At 40.9% G+C, this 19,664-nt stretch carries 12 protein-coding genes; 4 read left to right on the forward strand and 8 right to left on the reverse strand.

Going from position 1 to position 19,664, the window contains the following annotated elements; all coding sequences use genetic code 11:
* Window positions 1–235 precede the first annotated feature (235 nt).
* The 4 genes from IPJ09_17090 to IPJ09_17105 form a co-directional block, all read right to left on the reverse strand.
* On the reverse strand, window positions 236–2,683 hold the full coding sequence (locus IPJ09_17090) for a hypothetical protein (protein ID MBK7373124.1): 2,448 nt from the start codon (window positions 2,681–2,683) through the stop codon (window positions 236–238).
* A 211-nt stretch (window positions 2,684–2,894) separates the two neighbouring features.
* Window positions 2,895–3,056, reverse strand: a complete 162-nt coding sequence (locus tag IPJ09_17095; protein ID MBK7373125.1) for a hypothetical protein — start codon at window positions 3,054–3,056, stop codon at window positions 2,895–2,897.
* A 160-nt stretch (window positions 3,057–3,216) separates the two neighbouring features.
* The gene (locus IPJ09_17100; protein ID MBK7373126.1) at window positions 3,217–3,999 is read right to left on the reverse strand and encodes a tetratricopeptide repeat protein; all 783 of its coding nucleotides are present in this window, start codon (window positions 3,997–3,999) and stop codon (window positions 3,217–3,219) included.
* A gap of 68 nt (window positions 4,000–4,067) precedes the next feature.
* Window positions 4,068–5,159, reverse strand: a complete 1,092-nt coding sequence (locus IPJ09_17105) for a hypothetical protein (GenBank protein MBK7373127.1) — start codon at window positions 5,157–5,159, stop codon at window positions 4,068–4,070.
* A gap of 227 nt (window positions 5,160–5,386) precedes the next feature.
* On the opposite strand from IPJ09_17105, the gene IPJ09_17110 reads away from it, so the two are divergent.
* Window positions 5,387–9,601 (forward strand): hypothetical protein, encoded by a 4,215-nt coding sequence (locus tag IPJ09_17110; GenBank protein ID MBK7373128.1) that lies wholly within the window; start codon window positions 5,387–5,389, stop codon window positions 9,599–9,601.
* The gene (locus tag IPJ09_17115) at window positions 9,585–12,590 is read left to right on the forward strand and encodes a T9SS type A sorting domain-containing protein (GenBank protein MBK7373129.1); all 3,006 of its coding nucleotides are present in this window, start codon (window positions 9,585–9,587) and stop codon (window positions 12,588–12,590) included. The genes IPJ09_17110 and IPJ09_17115 overlap by 17 nt, the downstream gene beginning before the upstream one ends.
* Before the next feature lie 574 nt (window positions 12,591–13,164).
* Here IPJ09_17115 and IPJ09_17120 read toward each other — a convergent pair.
* Complete coding sequence (locus IPJ09_17120; GenBank protein MBK7373130.1) at window positions 13,165–13,866, reverse strand: FkbM family methyltransferase; 702 nt, start codon at window positions 13,864–13,866, stop codon at window positions 13,165–13,167.
* Window positions 13,863–14,444 (reverse strand): hypothetical protein, encoded by a 582-nt coding sequence (locus IPJ09_17125; protein MBK7373131.1) that lies wholly within the window; start codon window positions 14,442–14,444, stop codon window positions 13,863–13,865. Before IPJ09_17125 ends, IPJ09_17120 begins: the two co-directional genes overlap by 4 nt.
* A gap of 544 nt (window positions 14,445–14,988) precedes the next feature.
* Here IPJ09_17125 and IPJ09_17130 point away from each other — a divergent pair.
* On the forward strand, window positions 14,989–15,852 hold the full coding sequence (locus IPJ09_17130; GenBank protein ID MBK7373132.1) for a hypothetical protein: 864 nt from the start codon (window positions 14,989–14,991) through the stop codon (window positions 15,850–15,852).
* Window positions 15,853–15,967: 115 nt separating this feature from the next.
* Window positions 15,968–16,237, forward strand: a complete 270-nt coding sequence (locus tag IPJ09_17135; protein ID MBK7373133.1) for a glycosyltransferase — start codon at window positions 15,968–15,970, stop codon at window positions 16,235–16,237.
* 465 nt (window positions 16,238–16,702) lie between these two features.
* On the opposite strand, the gene IPJ09_17140 is transcribed toward IPJ09_17135, so the two are convergent.
* Window positions 16,703–17,011, reverse strand: coding sequence for a glycosyltransferase (locus tag IPJ09_17140; protein MBK7373134.1), 309 nt, complete (start codon window positions 17,009–17,011; stop codon window positions 16,703–16,705).
* Window positions 17,008–19,491 (reverse strand): hypothetical protein, encoded by a 2,484-nt coding sequence (locus tag IPJ09_17145; GenBank protein MBK7373135.1) that lies wholly within the window; start codon window positions 19,489–19,491, stop codon window positions 17,008–17,010. The genes IPJ09_17140 and IPJ09_17145 overlap by 4 nt, the downstream gene beginning before the upstream one ends.
* Window positions 19,492–19,664 lie beyond the last annotated feature (173 nt).

Raw genomic sequence — 19,664 nt, forward strand, 5'->3', positions numbered from 1 at the left:
ATCAAAATTGAAAACCACGATCTCAAAGTTTCACTTACTTAAAATGTTGAATATGAGTTTATTGTACAATTTTGAGATGAGGTGATATTTTTGCTGAATTGAATATTGACTTATTCTGAGTCCATGGGCCTCCTGAATGCTTTCTATGGTTTTTTAAAGATTCTCATTATGATTGTAGCACGCTGTAATCATACAAATCCAGAATATGCTGACCTGTTCATTTTCTTGAAGCATTTTATTCAGCCTTACTCTTGGTTTGAGTGGGGTATAGTGCCAACGTGTCATTTAATGAATGTGAAAAAAGGTATTTTATACCCATTGCCATCCCTAAAATCACGATGAGCCCAAAAATATTTCCAAACCAATAGGATATGGATTTATTCGATTCAATATCCTTCGGATCAAATTTAAATTCTATCGTGTGATTTCCTGCCGGAATTTCAATTCCTCTTAAAATATAATTCAATCTGAAATGATCTATTGGCTTGCCGTCAATATAAGCTTGCCAACCTTTATTGGGACCATACCAAATTTCAGAAAAAACTGCAACTTGATTGGTATCGGTCAAAGATTGATAAATCAATTGATTAGGGTTATAACTTTTTAATAAGATACTTCCATTTTTACGATAACTTGTATCCAGATGAATACCCTTAAATTCATCTTGCAGGAAAAATGCTGTATTCGATAGATCGGCATCTTGCAGTGATTCAATTTCTTCGTTGGGTGAAGCAACTGATACTACTTTGTTAATAAACCAAGCATTCCCCATGGCCCCTGGATTGGCTCTGACTTTCCCGCTTTTTTCAATTATATACTTAGTATTCATCATGTTTAATGTGGAGGTATGATTTTTACTGAAATATAAATCTATCATATCCTGGTAGCGTCGCAATTTAGTAGCACTTGACCCGCCAATACATTTATGAAAATAAGATGCGAAAGAGGATTCAAAAGTATTAATGCTTAGGTCCAGTACTCGATAAGAGAGATCTTGGTCTTTAAGTATTTCCTCATCCGCCGGCCTGGGCTGGAAATGATTAGATTCTATGCTTTTATTATAGTCACCGGAATTAACATATCTCTTCGCGATGGTCCAAAGATCTAAAGCAATTAACAGCCCAAATACAATGATAAAATCACGGTGTTTTATTTTTTTGAGACCAAAATAGTATAATAAAACTACCCCTGATATCAATATACCGAGAGTACGAAGGGTATCTGATTTAAAATAATCTTTCCTGGTTTTTATCAGCAAATCATATAAACGATTGCTTCCATTTTTCCATACAACATCGTCGGAAACCGATTCCATATCCAAAAGGACAGAACCAATAAAGTATAAAAGGATCAGGAATCCAATCAACGGAAATGCTGTTTTTTTAAACAATTGGTACAATGATGCACGGTTCCAATCCTTTCTTATGAAAAGATAAAGTCCATACATAGAAAAAATGGGAATAACAGTTGAAGCCACATTCAGAATTGAGTTGGGTGTGCGGAACTTATCATAATAAGGAAAATAAGTAAACAAAATTTTATTTAATATCAGAAAATTGGAGCCCAGCGATTGCGCAATAAGGAAGAGTACGCTGAACAAGGCAAACCATTTTAAGTTTCCTTGCATTAGTACCAATCCAATGATAAATGTCAACACAATCAAGATTCCTACATAATCCGGACTATCAGTAAATGGCAATTTACCCCAGTACATAGGGAGTATAATTTTAGCATTTGGATTGGGATTGCTCTTTGAAATTGCCTTAGCAATCTCGGAAGAAAGAGGCCACTCTTCCCTGGATGATCCTCCAACGGCACCGGGAACAAAAAAGGAAAGTAAATCGAGATAACCTTCACTCCATTTCATAGCGTATCCCCAACCAAGTCCCGTTTTACTACTGGCAGAGATAGGTTGGGATGGATTGGCTGCAGAATGAGTCAAAATAGCACCACCACGCATCGTATCCTTTGAAAATGAATTCAGCCCCACTAATTCATGATAATTAATAAAAAAGGACATCACCGTTCCCATCAATAAGGCTATCAGGGGTGTAATCAATTCATGGTGCCGCCTGGCTTTGACATATCGGACAACTTCAGCCAATACATAAAATAGGAGAATCAGCCCTGCGTGATAAGTCATTTGAATGTGATTCATGCGAATACTACCTGCCACGCCGATTGTAAAAACGATACTACCAAGTTTCCAACTGGAATTAAAAATCAGGTAACAGCCAGCCAGAATCATAGGCACAAATCCCAGGGCCGCCACTTTGGTGAGATGTCCGGCACCAACCAACCCGACATGGTTGGTGGCATATCCAATCGCAAAAGCACCGATCAAAGCAAGCCATGGGCCAATTCCAAAAAAACAAAGACCGATAAAAGAAGCCAGCGAGAGCACCATGAAATATCTCAGGCTCCCATTTATATTTAAGCTGAATATTTTTAAAATGTATTCAAATATTCCCTTTTTTCGGTAGGGATCATACATTTGATACGTGGGCATTCCTCCAAACATTGAATTTGTCCAGTAGGTTGGTTTGCCTGTCTTTTCATAATAAGCTTTTGCCTCATGTGCCATACCGATATTGCCAATCATGTCTCCTTGCTTTAATTCCTGTTCGCTGAGACCTGATGAAAGAAACAGAATGTTTACGATAATCAAGATGACTGCAGCCATCAAATAAGGTCCAATATTTTTAAATAATAACTGCACTGACATAGAAAATTTAACTGAATGGATAGTCTGCTTTTTGTAGTTACGAATATAGCATTAGTCTCATTGGTGTCGGCTTAAGTGGCTTTAAAAAATTGCGAGGTAATTATTTTCTTTGATTCACCGTTTGGGAATATGATTTGGGTGTGCCTCCCGCTGACGAATCACAATTTCTTCAACTTTGGAAAAATATACGCCATCCCACGATGAATGGATACTCTTCCCTGGAAATGGGATGCATATCGGCAGCTTCAAACCCATATTCATCAGAACTATACAAAGCTTCAATAAGGCAGTGATCAAATAATGGATTTTTATCTACGGGCAATAGTGACATACCGATGAAATGACAAAATCACTCAAATTGACGGGCGCTGGAAGTAGAGCTTTACTCGATGGCATAATAGGTTTCAAAAGACTATAATCTGGAGATAATTTGCCGCTTCATTTTCAATTAAATGTACATGCTATGCACCCTGGTAATCCCTTTTGATTGATTATTTATTAATTAACTTTTTCTTCGAAGCTTGTATTTTGTTCATCACTTCCTGGGCCCCGGGATTATCAGGAAATGAATTTAAACTTTGATTGAGGGCCTTTTCTGCCAGGTCGGGTTGGCCGACCGACAGGAAAACAATAGAAAGCGCCATGGCAGCTTTCTCGTTAAAGGGGTCATATTCCAATGCTTTGGAAAAATGCCGGATGGCTGCTACAGGATCGTTTTTGGCAGTAGCGCTATACCCCAGGTAGTCATCTATGTTTTCCCTTTTTACTATTGCACAAAGAGGGATGCCGTCAGCGTCGATGGTATGAATCGTTCCTTTAGGTGGCCAGATTTGATGAGAAAGCTGATATTGATTTACAAACCTTGAATAAAATATTCCATAATCCCATAATTTTTCGCCTCGATCATAATACCTGACATAGGCCGTCTTTATACCTAATAAACTATCTCCCAGAAATACCCGGGAAGGATAAAAACAATTCGTGGCTATGGTAATCGTACTGTCTTTGGGCCGTGACTCTTCGTGTAGTTTTATCCAGTCGGCAGCCTCTTTAACAGAAAGCATCCAGTAATCTGTCTCAAATTTGCCATAGGCTTTTTTCAATCCCCCGAACAAGGGATTGAAGTAGGTATATTGATAAGGATGTAAATGAATGATAGAATAAATGTTTTCTGTAAATAAGAGTCCAAGTACGACCGGCCAAATTTTACTCAATAATGGAGACCCGGTATTCCGAAACAATACCAGCCAACCAGTAGCAGCGAGCACCACCATGGCTGGATAAACAAATATGAAATGTCGCCAACCATCGTGTAGGGAGGAATGTCTGATCAGCGTGAATCCTATTGAAAACGAAATAAAAAAGTTAGCACACTTGCTTCCAACCGAGGTATCGTATGATCATGATACCTGCGTATGAATAAAAATATTCCGAGGATTACTGTGATGGGAATGGTGCGAATTATCCATTCAGGAAGATAATTAAGAGGTAATTGGGTATTGAGAAAATGTTGTGATTTAAATAAAATCGACAAGGCAATGGGTTGATTACTGAATTCATTTAATGCATATATTGGGTTGACCAAAGGATTGACCAATCCAAATGGCCAAAACAAGAGCCCACCAAAATAGGAGACTACACAGATCACAATGGTATATCGGATGCATTTCAATACCTGGTGGCTTTGTAGTTGAGAATTAGAAAAAAATGATCCTCCCAGATATAGGATCACAAAGAAAATCAGGAATACGATCAATAACAGACCTCCGGCGCGGGTGCCTATGGCGATTACTGAGCCGGCTATCACTCCCGTGACAGTAGAAATAGAGGGATTTGGTAAAGTCCGTATAAAATTAGCAATTGAAAAAAGCCCAATGCTAAAGCCCGCTGCGAATGGTATATCTTTTGGATTGACCATACAGTCGCCGAAAAACCTGGGAGATAAGATGAGCATAACTGCCGTTAAGAATGCGGCTTGCCAACCACCCATATTTTTTGCCATCAAGCTTGCGAAATAGATGGTGATGAAACCAAAAATGGCGCATAGAACCCTCCTGATGATATGAAATGCCGGATCATACTCCTCATTCAGTCCCAATGCCTTCTGAGTAGAGATAGCCAATATTTCAAAGAGCCCACCGTATAAATGCATATTTCCTTCAGGGATATACAACGCTGAAGTTTCCTTGCCGAAAGAGGTATAATAACTCCAAAGTTTTTTTGAATAATCTACCTGAAATCTTTCATCCCCGTTAATGCCAAACTGCGGACTTATGCCGACCATCAATACGAATAAACCGACCATAAAGAACCTGAAATTTCTCTCATTATAAATGGTACTGCCCACTCGAAAAATGTCAAATGATTTGAGTCTGACTCTGCCTGATAGCTTTAAGGCAGTATTTGAAAAATGAGCGATTGGATTTGATATCATCAAGTAATTCGAAACTTGGCAAAAGTATTAATTATTTGATAATCACTACATACCACCCTTTTCTGCCTGTCTGGGCATCAGAATAAAAAATATTTTTCACTTCGAATACTTTGAATGGTGACACTTTCTTTATCTTTAAAATGGCAAAACCTTTTTTTTGAGTCCGGAGCCTCCATCCGTTGGATATAAAATTAGGAATTAAGACAAAAAAACCAAAAACAAACTGCGTGTTCAAAATATTGCATAGCATATTTTCATTTGCTTTCTCGTTTTTGTTTTTGGGTGTGGTGGCTTTTTTGGCATATACAGATCATTTTGAGGGTAACAAGACAAAATCACATGTAGGTATATCTGTTCAAAAGAATACGGGATCATCCTTCACAGAACCCATCGAAGATTACAATACATCTCCTGCTGCTGCCGATTTGGCCTTAATTACTGTCACTAATTCAACTTTTCCGGTTGTAGGAGATACACTCAAGCTTGCTTGTGACTTTAATCCTCCTGGTGCAATAAATGCCATTTTCACCCCTCCTGGTGGCGATCAAATGTGGAACTTAAACAATTTGCAAGTCGAATCCTCTCAAAATATCGTTTTCCATCCGCCGAGCGATGGTATGGCTGCTGCATCTGCGCCTGGAGCCGAGCTGGTCACGTTTGGAGCACCGCATCCAGAAGAATATTTTAATGTTACACCCAGTGTAATGGAAACCATGGGATATTTTGATAAGAATATGGGCTTTTGGGGAGGATCAGAACTTGCAGCTAACAATTTTTTTAATTATACTCCTCCATTGGCTGAGAGACATGCCCCATTAAACTTTTTTGATATTTATCAATCTACCTGTAATTCCCTGGAAGCATTTGCTCCATCAGATTTGGATCCTTCATTTGGTAGCATCATTCAATTTTTAGTGCCAACGGCGGATTCAATACGTTTTCGGGAGACTCACCAGCGCCTTGATGTGGTGGACGCGTGGGGTAGTATGACTATTCCGGAAGGTACTTACGATGTACTCCGAGTCAAAAGAACAGAATACAGATCAAGGGCTATAGATGTCAAGGTGTCTCCTCTGGGTTGGATAGATATATCTACCATTGGTGGTCAGCAAGTCTTTCCTTTGGGTACGGACACCTTGACCAGCTTTTTGTTTGTTAACGATCAGGTGAAGGAGTACATTGCCGTAGCGGACTTAAATACTGCTCAGAATACAGTTTTAAAGGTGACATTCAGAAACGGTACAGCACTTAATCCACCTACTTGTAATCCTACAATTTCATGCAAAGATCAGGTGACACCGGTCCAATGCAGTAATCAAGTGAATTTTATTGAGGCTATGGCCTTTAATTCGTGTGATACTGCTCAATCAATTCCTGTTACTGCGAAAAATGATACTATAGCTGGCGGATGCGCGGGTAACTTTTCTATCCTTCGCACCTGGACAGCCACAGATCTGTCCGGAAATTCGAGTACCTGTTCCAGATTGATAGTAGTTAGCGATACTATGCCTCCAATGATAACCTGTAGAGTAATAGATACCGTCGAGTGCGCAAAGGACATTCCTGCTTGCTTACCGGATGGTATAGCCTCTTCTAGTGATAATTGTGATAACCAACTCTCAATATCTTGTAGTGACTCCCCTCTTGCTATGGGATGTAATGTTTCTTTCGTTCGCACCTATAGTGCACGGGATGATTGTGATAATATAGGTACTTGCGAGGTTACTATCACTGTAGCCAATAATATGCCATCATCCATTACCTGTCCCCAAAATGATACTATTAAAAGTTGTGATGAAGCGGTGATTGCAATGGCATTTGATCAATGGCTTAATGGTGCAATAGCTTCTGGAGGCTGTAATAGTATGATCACCAATGATAATGATGGGCCACCACCTGTCACCGGAGGCACTAAAATCGTAACTTTCAGAAACATATCTGTCTGTGACACAGCTTCTTGTCAGGCTAGTTTTACGGTGTTACCCCTCACTTCAACCATCACATTATCAGGTCCTGATACTACGTGTGAAGGAGATGGTACATCCCTCATCTTAAATATCAAAGTCACAGGAGGTACAGCACCCTATACGATTACTTTTGGACATACCAGGACATATTTGGGCCCCAATTGTGAACCCTTGGCTTCTGGGCCTGCTAGCATAGTAGTCGATCAAGACGGTATGTATACTGTGGCGTTTACCGGCGCAGGTGCAGGACATTATATTTTTCAGGTATCAAATGTTACCGATGCACTTGAATGTGTCGATGACAGTGTAAAAACATTAGCTTTTGATATTATTCCTTTGCCAGAAGGAAAAGATTCCACCAAGACAATCGAAAATTGTTCTGACGGAATCACAACGGATCTGCAAGGACTGATAAAGTGTAATTTACCAAGCACATTTTCATGGAATAGTGTAGCTTCTGTAGGATCTGCGGTTCCATACGACAATCCAAACGTAATAGGTGAAACAGTCAATCCACCAAATACCAGTCAAATAATAAATGATGTCCTTACTAATATCACCCATGACAATCAAACTGTTGTTTACAGAGTGGAGCCAACTAGTGTAGCAGGAAGCTGTGAAGGGTCACCATTTTATATAACCATTATCATAAAACCAAGTATCATCAATCTGGTAGCACAAGACCAGGTAAATATCTCCCTGGATGAAAGTTGCATGAAAGTGTTGACGGCTGCCGATGTAATTCAAAACAGTGGTTCTTGCACTGAAATCTTAGTCGATATAAATCTTGTTTACCCATTTGGCACCAATGCCTATCCGGAAGGCGACAAACTCGATCGCAGTCATGTGGGCTATTGCATGGTATATTCGGTTACAGATCTCCTGACGGGAAATAAAAGCTGGGGCAAGCTATGTGTAGAGGATAAAGCCCCGCCACTGTTAAATTGCGCAGATGACACGGTGAGTTGTTTTGAATTTGCTGATCTGCCCTTACTGGCCAAACCATCGAATGATTGCAGCGGCGATGAAGTGAAGCTTCTCGCAGACAAATGGGTAGACTGGGGTTGTGACTCGACTTACCTGGGTTATGTAGAACGAACCATCTGGGGCAGCGACCGCTGGAAAAACAGTCAGACCTGCACCAGTACGATTTACATCAGAAAGACCAGCCTGGATAGTGTAGACTGCCCTCAAGGATTTGATTTTCCCTGTACGATCACTCATCAATTGGGTAGTTATACTACTCCGAAAGAATTGAAAGTACCTATTCAAATCGATCAGAAAAAATTGACTCCGGAATTTTTACTTAGCCTTCAAAATGCGACCTGGGAGTTTAAGGATGGTACCAAGGACAGGGTACTCCATCCATCGATCCCGGTAGTGCCCAATGTGGACGGACACAGTGTGTACCTGGCTGCTTCCGGAATTTGCAAGATCAATGCGACCTATACCGACAAACCATTAGCCATCTGTGGTACTGGAGTAAAAATCCGCCGCGAATGGACGATTCTCGATTGGTGTACCGTGACAGAAAAGACTTGTGTACAGTACCTGTCCATCGATGATAAAGTGGCACCAGTACCTACCAATAAAGAATTAGGTGTGGTAGCATCCAGCCCGCACGATTGTGGTCAGTATGTCGATCTGCCGGCACTGAAGTATGAAGATTGTAATGATGTCAAACAAACTTATTTAATTTCCATTTTGGAAGAAGGAGTCCCAAGGGTATTGCGTGGTGACTTGCCAGCCGGTCGTATCTGGCTACCGGTGGGATATTTTAGCATCGATGTCCGCCTGGTAGATGCATGCTACAATGAAAGTTTTGGCAAAATAGAGATAGCAGTGGTAGACATTACTCCACCTACCCCAATTTGTATTGAGGTGACCCAGGTGACTTTGGATCCGGTTGGATGCTGGGGTACGATCAAAGCAAAAGATCTGGATAATGGTAGCAGGGATAATTGTTGCGATGTCCTTCATTTTGCAGTGGCTCAAATGGATAGTGTGACCTATTGGAGAAATTATTGGACGAATAAATTAGAGACTGATTGCGGTAAAACAGCTTACTGGGCAGATAAAGATTTTTATGAATATCAGATCGAAAGATGGATCAATGCATATGTGTTTAAAGATGAATTGACTATCGATGAATGCGGTACCAGCCAGGTAGTGTTGCGGGTATATGAGGCTTGTGGTGTACCGAGATATGATCCCCACGTATGGCAATGCTCAGAACATCAGTGGTTCTGGTACAATACTGATCAGCGATTCAGGATAGAGCATAATTGGAACTATTTTGATCCCAAAGGCAGTAAAAATTGCAATTACCGATATGCTATACAGTGTATCGAGGAGCATCAAAAACGAGGTAGGGCCATCTGCCAGTTTACCAATGGAGGCACCCCAAAATCAGGCGGAATGTGTTATGCACAATACATTGGAGCGGTAGAATCCTTATTTGATTTTTTGCAGTAGCAGATTCTTCGATGGAAACCCCGAACAATGGAATACGACCGAAGCTCCTGGTACCTATTGCTCACAGCGATTGTATTCAGACTGTATGGTCACTGTCCTTGCCGATGACAAACAAGCTCCGGTAGTCAATCATCTCGAAGATATCACAATATACTGTGACGGAGCCCCCGACTATGCCGGCTACCCAAATTGCGAACACAGCGAACGCTTTGATAAATGGCCTCTCCAATTAAAAGATTCCAAAGGAGTGGTGCATGGGTACTATGGAGGATCAGACTTTTTAGGCATCCATACGGATCCGGCCGATCACAGTGATCCGGATGCCTGCGAATTCAATAAAGGCTGGGCTCCGATCTATTGCAGAAGTTGGTTGTACATAGATAGCTTCCCTGCCCGACAGTCAGGCGGGGATCAGGCAGGACATGTCAATCCAAAAGATTATTTCTCGACATTGGTCAAGGTCGACAAAAAACGACCACTCGATCATGTATTAAAATCCAATGAGTTTACGATCACGGACAATTGTCGTTTGGATGATGCGACGCTTACCGTAGTGGATAATGGTACGCTCAATGGTTGTAGCGAAGGCTGGATCCAGCGCAGTTGGACGATCAAAGACAAGTGTGGTAATGCAGTAACTGCTACGCAGAAGATCATCGTCAAACATCGCAGCGATTTCGAAGTGATCTTCCCTGAAGATAAAGTAGTGACCTGTGATCCCGATGGTTCGGGATTGAATCGCACCGATACGGGTCACGCAGGAGTTCCAATAATTACAGACGACGAGTGTGAACAAATCGGGGTGAGATATTCGGATGAAATATTCACTGTAGAGGATTCTGCCTGTTACAAGATTGTCCGCACCTGGACACTCATCGACTGGTGTATTTACCTGCCTACCGGACAGGCAGGTGATCCAAATCAACATAGGCACTATCCTGATGTGATAGTCAATGATTCATTGAGGGCCAATAGTACTAACCGTTCATGTGTGTACCGCAATATCAAAGATAATAATGACGGGTACATGACCTATATCCAGATCATCAAAGTGATCGACGAGATACCGCCGGTAGTGACTACCCAGGATACCACGGTATGTGTATACAGTGACAATTGTTTGGTAAGCGTAGTGATTCCACTGAGTGGAACAGACAATTGTGCTGCCGCATCAGATATCAGATTCCGTTATTTCATCGACCTGAATGCAACCGATGCGGTGTACAATGGAAGACTGTTTGACCCAACCAGCATAGATCAGGGTGGTACACAGTATGTCAAAGACTTCGTCTTTTTATTAGGCGCTCCTGGCAGACATGTGGTGCATGTAGTGGGTATAGATAATTGCGGCAATGCAGATACTTCCAGCTTCAGATTTGATATCAAAGATTGCAAAAAACCAACTCCCTATTGCTACAATGGCATCGCCACAGTCATCATGCCGGGCAATGGCCAGGTCACGGTCTGGGCCAAGGACCTCAATATCAACAGCAGTGACAATTGTACACCGGCTGCGGATTTGAAATACAGTTTCTCTGCGGATGTCGTTACAGCAAGTCGGCAGTTTACCTGTGCAGATATGACCAGTGACGGTCAAAACCAAATCTTTGAAGTAGAGATCTGGGTGACCGATAAAGCCGGCAACCAGGATCTGTGCAAGACCTATATCAAACTTCAGGACAATGCCGATGCAGCCAATGGACGACCAGAAGGTGCATGTAAGGACACGGTAGCCTCACTGGCATCCATCAGTGGCAAACTACTGACAGAAGATCAGCAAGGAGTAGAATCTGCGACCGTGCAAATTAAATCTGCTACGCCATCCGGTATACCAGCGTGGAAGAGCAGCATCGATGGCAGCTATCAGTTTAATTCTATTCCAACATCCGGCAGCTATAGTATCTCCGCCATGCGGGATGATAATCCGATGAATGGCGTATCGACCCTCGACCTGGTATTGATTCAAAAACATATACTTGGTACGGAGCGATTCACTTCACCGTACAAGATCATCGCTGCCGATGCAGACAATGATCAGAATGTAAGTGCGATCGATCTGATCGAATTGAGAAAATTAATCCTGGGTCTATACGACAAACTACCTAAGAACACCAGTTGGAAATTTGTACCCAAGTCTTATCAGTTTGATGATATCCTCAACCCCTGGTCCGCACCAAACGAAGAGCAAATCGTAGTTGCTCAAGGAGCTATGGTCAAAGATTTTGTTGGTATCAAAATCGGGGATGTCAATGCCACAGCAGCACCTCACAGCCTGATGAATACAGAAGTAAGAGGCAGTGGTTCAGGATTGATCTTAGAAGTAAAAGATCGCACCTTCAAAGCCGGAGAGCGGGTAGAGGTGTCATTCACTTCACCAAACTTCAAGGGTGTGTCAGGTTTCCAGGGAACTATGTCAATAGGCAATAAGCAATTGACAATAGACAATATAAATCGTCAATCGTCAATTAACTTCACTGAAAACAATATTGGTCGCCGATGGGAACATGAAGGCATGATCACAATGTCATGGAATACAAACCAATCTATTGACCTAAAAGAAGACGATGTATTGTTTACTATGAATTTTACAGCACAGACTTCAGGCAGCTTGAGTGAAATAATGCACATCGGATCGCAGCATACCAAAGCCGAGTCATACGAGGGAAAAGGGGAGCTGGGCAATCTGTCAATACGCTTTGTCAACCAATCCGGCCAGGAAGTGACTGCCAAATCTGAATTGTATCAGAACTATCCCAATCCATTCGATTCTCGCACCGTGATTGGGATTAATCTGGCTCAGCAAGGTAGAGGCACCTTCAAAGTGACAGATATCACCGGAAGGACGATCAAAGTCATCGAGAAGGAATGGGCCAAAGGGTATAATGAAGTGTGGATCGATCGTCAGGAGATGAAAGTTAGCGGAGTGTTGTATTACAGTTTTGAAGGAGGATCGTTCAGAGCTACGAAGAAAATGATAATTATGGAATAATAGCTTCAACGTTAGTAAGCAATTGCATTGCGTCCATTAGGACTATATTATTCCATGATTATCATGCTAACCGAAGCGTCAGTATGATTATTCTCGAATAGCCCTTGCGGGCATGCTTCAGGTGGCGCCTAATAGGGTGAGCTTGTCGAACCCTTCAGGGCCGCCTCCTGAATTGCGCGTCAGCCTTGTTTTCGACAAGCTCAACCTCCCAGGTCTCAAATGCCTCTGTTATATGTAGATCCGGCAGGTTTCGTTCGCGGCAACCCCTTCAGGGCCGCCTCCTGAATTGCGTGTCAGCCTTAAGCAGATACCTTGAAGGCCATCTCTCGGATTTTAGCGTCAGCACGAACCAACCTGCCAGGCCTAAAAAGTATGGGCGACTTATAGCCCTGGCAGGTTTCGTACCCCTATATTTCGTTCGCCTCTAGCTTCAGATCTATCACCTTATTTGAGGGCCAGCACTTTTAAAAAATGCTGAATTAGAAACGAAAGGTGTGCAGCACAAATCCCGGAACTTCATACATCACCTTCCAGGTCTCATTCCTAAGTTAAGTTTCGTTTTAAGTATCTTTGGTTAATCCAACCTTTTAAACAAAATAGTATTGTACAATTTTGACACCAGTCGATAATTAGATTGTTCGAGATATTGATTCATCTTCGATTCCAAAGCCAATCGAAGGCTGTCGACTTTTAATTCTGCCAGGATGAGCTGAGGCCTGAGACTATCCCAGTCATTTGTCATCAATATATCAAGGTCCATACCTTCTGTATCAATGGACAAAAAATCAATATTGGTAGGCAAAATCAAATTTTTAAGAGCGAGCGGTAAAGTAGTGGTAGCGATTTGCTCTTTGCGTATCAGGATATTTTTATTTGCTATTAATTGCATTGCAATCTCGTGTGAAAAAGTATTATAGGCAGCTTCTTCAAAATAGTAGTAAGTCAGGTCCTGTGGTTTATCACTAAGGCCGATATTTAAATTTATGTCATGTGGCCGATGCTTTGACAAAAGTCCAAACAATTCAGGATTAGGCTCAATATTAATACCGGACCACCCTTGTCGGTAAAAATAATAAGTGTTTGAAAACCGAAAAGGATGATGTGCCCCGATATCGATGTAAAACCCCTTGGACTTTTTGCCCAAATATCTTTCTATTAAAATATCCTCACCTTCCTGCGAATAGATGCGTTTGCCTAACCTGTGAAGGTGGTTTAAATCGAACGGCTTTAAATATTGCTGGTATATTTTTTCTGGAACCCAGGATTTTAATTTCATAGATTAAGCTTTTTCCTGAACCGGCCAATATGATATTTTATTCTGCTCTGTATAGTTCCCTTATATAAAAATACATGCTTAAAAGTATACGAGTCAGCCTCCAAATTTAAAGTTTTTTCAGTTGGCGTTGTATAAGGCGCTAGCAGTGGCTCGGCCGGGATGATTAAGTGTTTCAAATAAATGGTTGTGTTGGTGCCACTACCAATTCCAATATTGGTGACCAGGTTTTTTTGTGGTGTAATAGTCCATGCATCATGATACCAACAGGCATATTGCCATTGTAAGGACCAGTAGTTGTTAATATCAGGATTTTGATGGTAGGTGTTAAATTTCTTACTCCAGAATGAAAATTCTTTCTTTGAGGTAAACCATTTTTTAAAATCTGCGCTTTTGCTGTACTGACTCCAATTGGTCAGCTGCAGATGGTACTGATTCCATGCCCGCCGCCAGGTAGCCCAACCCCAGATATGTGCATATTTTGAAAAATAATAAGAACTTAAACCTCTCGGAATGCCTTGCTGAAAATTATTTCCTGTGATATGGAATACATTCGGATAGGAGCTGTATTTTGTTAACATTGTTGCACAGAAGGTAAAAAAGCTTAAAGAGGGCATGCAATCATCTTCCAGAATTATACCGGCTTCTACTGTTTCAAAAAACCAATTTATACCGCCACTCACCGCCAATTTGCAACCAAGATGCTGTTCCCTGAAAAGATGGTGCACCTTACAAGGCCAATCGACTTCGGAAATAATTTTTTGACTTCCTCACATAATTTAAATTCACCTGCAATCTCCGGTCTAGGGGCATCTGCGGCTATATAGAGATGCATAGGCCGACACTCGCGCAATTGGTTGAACACTACCCTGGTGGCAGAAGGCCTGTTAAAAACCAAAAAGAGTATGGGCGTTTCAAACATTGATGGGAAATAGAAAGTTTAGTTACAATAATTTAATGGGTCATCGATCTCTCTTGTCTAGGATTCAGAAATTTATAAATATGCCATTGAATATACAAGTTTTATCTACAGATCCTTCAAGCTACGACCCATTCAAAAAAATAGTTTCCCGATCTATCTGGGGTTAGCTTTAGCTTTGGACTGACAATGCTTGAGGGAATAATATGAAAGTAGTACATGTAAATAGCAACGATGTGGGTGGAGCAGCTCAGGCTTCAAAAAATTTGCATTATGCCTTACTTCGGATGGGGATACATTCTACTTTTTTGTCAAAATACTACCATTCTACTCAATTAAAAAATCATTATGCATACCTGAAGCACAAATCGGTGCATCATTATATGGATTATTTACTGGAAAACTATTTGTTAAGAGGTTTGTTTCCTCCTAATGACGGGTATTCACAGGATACGGTACTTTTTACTTCACCTCATTCATTATTTCGCCCGGAGGTTGCCGACATCATACAAGCAGCTGACATTGTTCACCTTCATTGGACTTCGCATTTTCTGGACTATCAAAATTTCTTTAATTATATCAACAAACCAGTTGTATGGTCGTTACACGATATGAACGCATTCACAGGTGGGTGCCATTATGCACACCACTGTTCCGGTTTTATAACTGGATGCACCACTTGTCCTCAAATAGGTTCAACCAATCAACCCCAGGCTGCTGAAACATATTTTATAATTAAAAAACAAGCCATCGAAAATTTTAAAAAACTCTTGATAGCAGCGCCTTCCAGGTGGATGTTGAATCAATCAGCTAAAAGTTTAATATTTAAGAATCTGGCACATTTTTATTTGCCTAATGTGTACGATCCTAATGTATTTAAGATTGGGGATCCGGTGTATTGTAAAAACAAATGGAATATCCCATCGCATAAAATCAATTTGTTATTTGTGGTGCATTCGTTCAAAATACAATCAAAGGTTTTTGGGTTATTAAAATTGGCCATCAAATTGTTGTCTCAGGATAACTTTCATTGTACCCTTGTTGTAAAAGATTTAGATTATATCTTTTGAATGATATCACATACACTAAAGTGAACTATGTGCAAAAACAAGTCGAGATGGCTGAACTTTATAATGCAGCCGAGATTTTAATGCATCCATCTATCTGTGATAATGCCCTAACACTATCGCAGAGTCGCTGCTTTGTGGCACTCCAGTCATTGCTTTCAACGTAGGCGGAGTACCAGAAATGATTGAAGATGGAATGGATGGTTTTTTAACCTATAGGCAATCGGCTCAAGATTTTGCTGACGCTATTTTAAAATTTGTGCAGCAGCGCACTATATTCAATAGAGAAACCATTAGCACCAGGGCAACGTTAAAATTTAATGACACAGAAAACTTAAAGCCCTATTTAAAGCTTTACAGTGAAGTGATGGATGAAACTGCGCACTGAAGACCATTTTAACGTTCTGAATCTATGACTTTTCCAAATTATAAAGGCAAGAGGAATGCTCAGGTGGTTCCAAAAGGTTTGCCAAATCCCGTAGTGATGGCTCAGGATTCGCCATCTTTCGATAAGCGCTTGTATTCTTTTGCGACTCGAAATGCCGTCATCTTGAAAATCACAAACTGTGATTCCAAGGTTGCAGGTAGAGGCGGCTTTTTTAGTACTTCGAATAGCCCAATCTAAATCAGCACAAACCTTATATGTCGTATTATATAAGACTGTAATGCATGATTTTACAAACAAAGCCTGATGACAAATCACCATACCTTTTTTATAACTCTTCCAGTTGAGTGATTTTGGAATTATTTTATGTCTGGGGCTTTTATAAGATCCGTCTTGATGCACGAAGATGGAGTCTCCATACAATATGTCCGCATTTTGATGATTTTGAAAGACATAGGTAAGACATGATCATCGTGAAATACATCTCCTGCATTCAAAAAACACGATGTATTGTCCTCTACACATTTGAATGCCCTTGTTCATCGCATCATATAGACCATTATCTTTTTCACTTACCCAGTCAGAGATCAAATCCAGATTGGCTTGAATAATATTTTTTGAATTATCCTCAGAGCCCCCATCTATAACGATTATTTGTACATGATCTTTTGGTTGTCTTCGCAGATTATCCAATGTCCTAGTTAAGTTTTTTTCATCGTTGTAACAGACTGTAACAATGCTGAGCCAGAATTGATATTTTTGTTCCAGACCATTCATTTAAGTTTCTTCTCTTGATTTGATAAAGGTACAATGCCTACTGTCTCATCAGGTTTTTCCACCAGCTGTTTAATGCCCAAGCCAATTGATATCAGCAGTATCACCCCAAATATTGTACCTGAGATAGACGAGACAAGTTGGTTTGATTTAATCTGATCTGGTTCAAATCTAAACTCGATGGTATGGTTTCCTGCCGGCACAAGCATCGCCCTTAAAAGATAATCGACACGGAAGTGTTCGGCTGGCATCCCATCTATTGTGGCATGCCAGCCTTTATTCGGGCCATACCACACTTCGGAAAATACCGCCAATTGTTGATCTTTGGTCTGAGACATATATTGAAGTTCATTAGGGGCATACCTTGTCAATGTGATGTGGCCTTCCTTATTAAATCGTAAAGGGATCTCTAAGTGGTCAAAATCGGATGCCAGGAAAATAGCCTGACTAGCAGGATCAATGTTTTTAATGGATGCAATTTCTTCATCAGGAGTGGATACGGTTAGGACGGTATCAACAAACCAAGCATTGCCCATGGCACCGGAGTTAGTTTGCAAAGCCCCTTTTTCATTGATAAAATACTTTGTATTCATCATATTTAAGGCGGTCATATCGTTCTTACTAAAATAGAAATCGATCATATCCTGATACCTTCTTAGTTTGGCGGGACTATGGCCACCAATGGCTTTGTGAAAATAGGAAGGCCTCGACGAGGTATAAGTACTCACACTCTGGTCTAATACTCTATAGGAAAGATCAGGATCTTTTAGTATCTCCTGGTCTACCAGGTTAGGTTTGAAATTGGACTCTTCAAAAGATTCGGCCTGGAAGTCAGAGGCATTGACATACCGTTTTGCCACCATCCAGAGATCCATGGCGATCAACAGCCCGAAGGCCAATAAGAAATCATTGAATTTGATTTTTTTTAGCCCAAAAAAATACATTAAGCCTGCTCCTGCAATCAGGATGGCGAGTGACCTGATCGTATCTGATCTCAAATAACCAGCACGTGCATCTAATAACGCCTGGTATAAACCCTTGTTGTTTTTCCAATCCGGATCACCCAAATCAGATCTCATATTAAATAGTGATGGACCAAACAACGCTACGACCAACAACAATATGATCAAAGGCAAAACCGTCCATTTAAATAACCGAAGCAACTTTTCCTGTGTCCAGTTTTGTTTAATAAAATCATTCAAACTGTACATTGAAAACAGGGGTATCAAAACAGTGAGAACGTTTAAAATGGAATTGGGAGCTCTGAATTTATTGTAATAAGGTAGGTAATTGAATACCAATTTATTCATCAATGAAAAATGTGAACCCAAGGAAAGGAGGATTAATACTATTGCACTAACTAACGCAAACCATTTGATGGGACCCTTGATCAGGACCAATCCCATGACAAAAGTAAGGATCAATAATATCCCGGCATAGTCTGGTCCATCGGTGTAAGGCAGCTTACCCCAGTATAGAGGTAGTTTAAAGTTTTCATTGATTGCAGTCCCATTTTTTACCAAAGCTTGAGCCATTTTAGATTCCTTTGACCATGTTTCATTGCTGGATCCACCTACAGCTCCAGGAATGCATATAGACAGTAGGTCAGAGAACCCTTCACTCCATTGCATTGCATAATCCCAGCCAAGTCCCGATTTACTACTGGCACTGTTGCTGGCTGTATTTTGTGCCACAGCCGTATGCAATATAGCGCCTCCTCTCATGGTATCTTTGGCATACGATTGCAAGCCCATCAATAACGAAAAGTTAGCCAAAAACGAAATAATTACTCCCGCAGCAATAGCCAATCCCGGACGAATCAAGGTATTTATTTTTTTCTCCTTTGATCTTTGGAAGCACTCGAAAATTATATAAATCGTAACCAGCATGCCAGCGTAATAGGTCATTTGGATATGATTCATGCTGATACTACCCGCCAATCCGGAAGTAAAAACCAGAAAACCGAGCTTCCAATTTTTATTAAAAAGCAAGTGTAGTCCGACGAAGATGAGGGGAACAAAACCCAATGCAGCTATTTTAGTGAGATGACCGGCACCTACCAGCACGATATGATTGGCCGCAAATGTAATCGAATAGGCTCCAAGCAATGAAAGCCAGGGCCCTAAACTCAAACAGCACAAACCAATAAATGCTGCCAGGGACAAAATCAAATAGTACTTCAATGATCCGGTAAAAGAAAGGCCCAACCATCGGGTCATTGACCAAAATAAACTGGGCCTGGTCTGGGGCACATAGATTTGGTACGTGGGCATCCCGCCAAACATGGCATTGGTCCAATAGGTTACTTTCCCTGTTTTTTCAAAATACTGTTTAGCTTCATGGGCCATGCCGGTATTGTTTATCATATCACTTTGCTGTAATACCTTACCGCTGAGCTCTGGAGAAAAAAACAATAAGTTGAGTGAAACAAGGATGACTATTGCTACAAGGTATGGGCTAAGATATTTAATCAAATTTGACATAAGGTATTAGGATTCAAGGCCAGCTTACGGTAGGGTCTGATAGCATATCGAAGATAATACTTAATCGATTAAATAATCTATAGGCCGTACTCAGGGGAGGTGCATTAATAACTGTAATTTTTTTTGAAAGCTTCTCCAAAATCTGTTCATGTAATCCTAAGCCCATGTTATTA

The organism is Saprospiraceae bacterium, assembly GCA_016709995.1.
In the GTDB taxonomy this organism is placed as follows: Bacteria; Bacteroidota; Bacteroidia; order Chitinophagales; family Saprospiraceae; genus JADJLQ01.

What these genes read in the sequence shown, in the direction of transcription:
- IPJ09_17140 (MBK7373134.1), bottom strand. Translation starts at nt 17,011, where the DNA reads ATGAATGGTCTGGAACAAAAATATCAATTCTGGCTCAGCATTGTTACA.
- IPJ09_17125 (MBK7373131.1), bottom strand. Translation starts at nt 14,444, where the DNA reads ATGTTAACAAAATACAGCTCCTATCCGAATGTATTCCATATCACAGGA.
- IPJ09_17130 (MBK7373132.1), top strand. Translation starts at nt 14,989, where the DNA reads ATGAAAGTAGTACATGTAAATAGCAACGATGTGGGTGGAGCAGCTCAG.
- IPJ09_17105 (MBK7373127.1), bottom strand. Translation starts at nt 5,159, where the DNA reads ATGATATCAAATCCAATCGCTCATTTTTCAAATACTGCCTTAAAGCTA.
- IPJ09_17095 (MBK7373125.1), bottom strand. Translation starts at nt 3,056, where the DNA reads ATGTCACTATTGCCCGTAGATAAAAATCCATTATTTGATCACTGCCTT.
- IPJ09_17145 (MBK7373135.1), bottom strand. Translation starts at nt 19,491, where the DNA reads ATGTCAAATTTGATTAAATATCTTAGCCCATACCTTGTAGCAATAGTC.
- IPJ09_17100 (MBK7373126.1), bottom strand. Translation starts at nt 3,999, where the DNA reads ATGGTGGTGCTCGCTGCTACTGGTTGGCTGGTATTGTTTCGGAATACC.
- IPJ09_17090 (MBK7373124.1), bottom strand. Translation starts at nt 2,683, where the DNA reads ATGGCTGCAGTCATCTTGATTATCGTAAACATTCTGTTTCTTTCATCA.
- IPJ09_17120 (MBK7373130.1), bottom strand. Translation starts at nt 13,866, where the DNA reads ATGAAATTAAAATCCTGGGTTCCAGAAAAAATATACCAGCAATATTTA.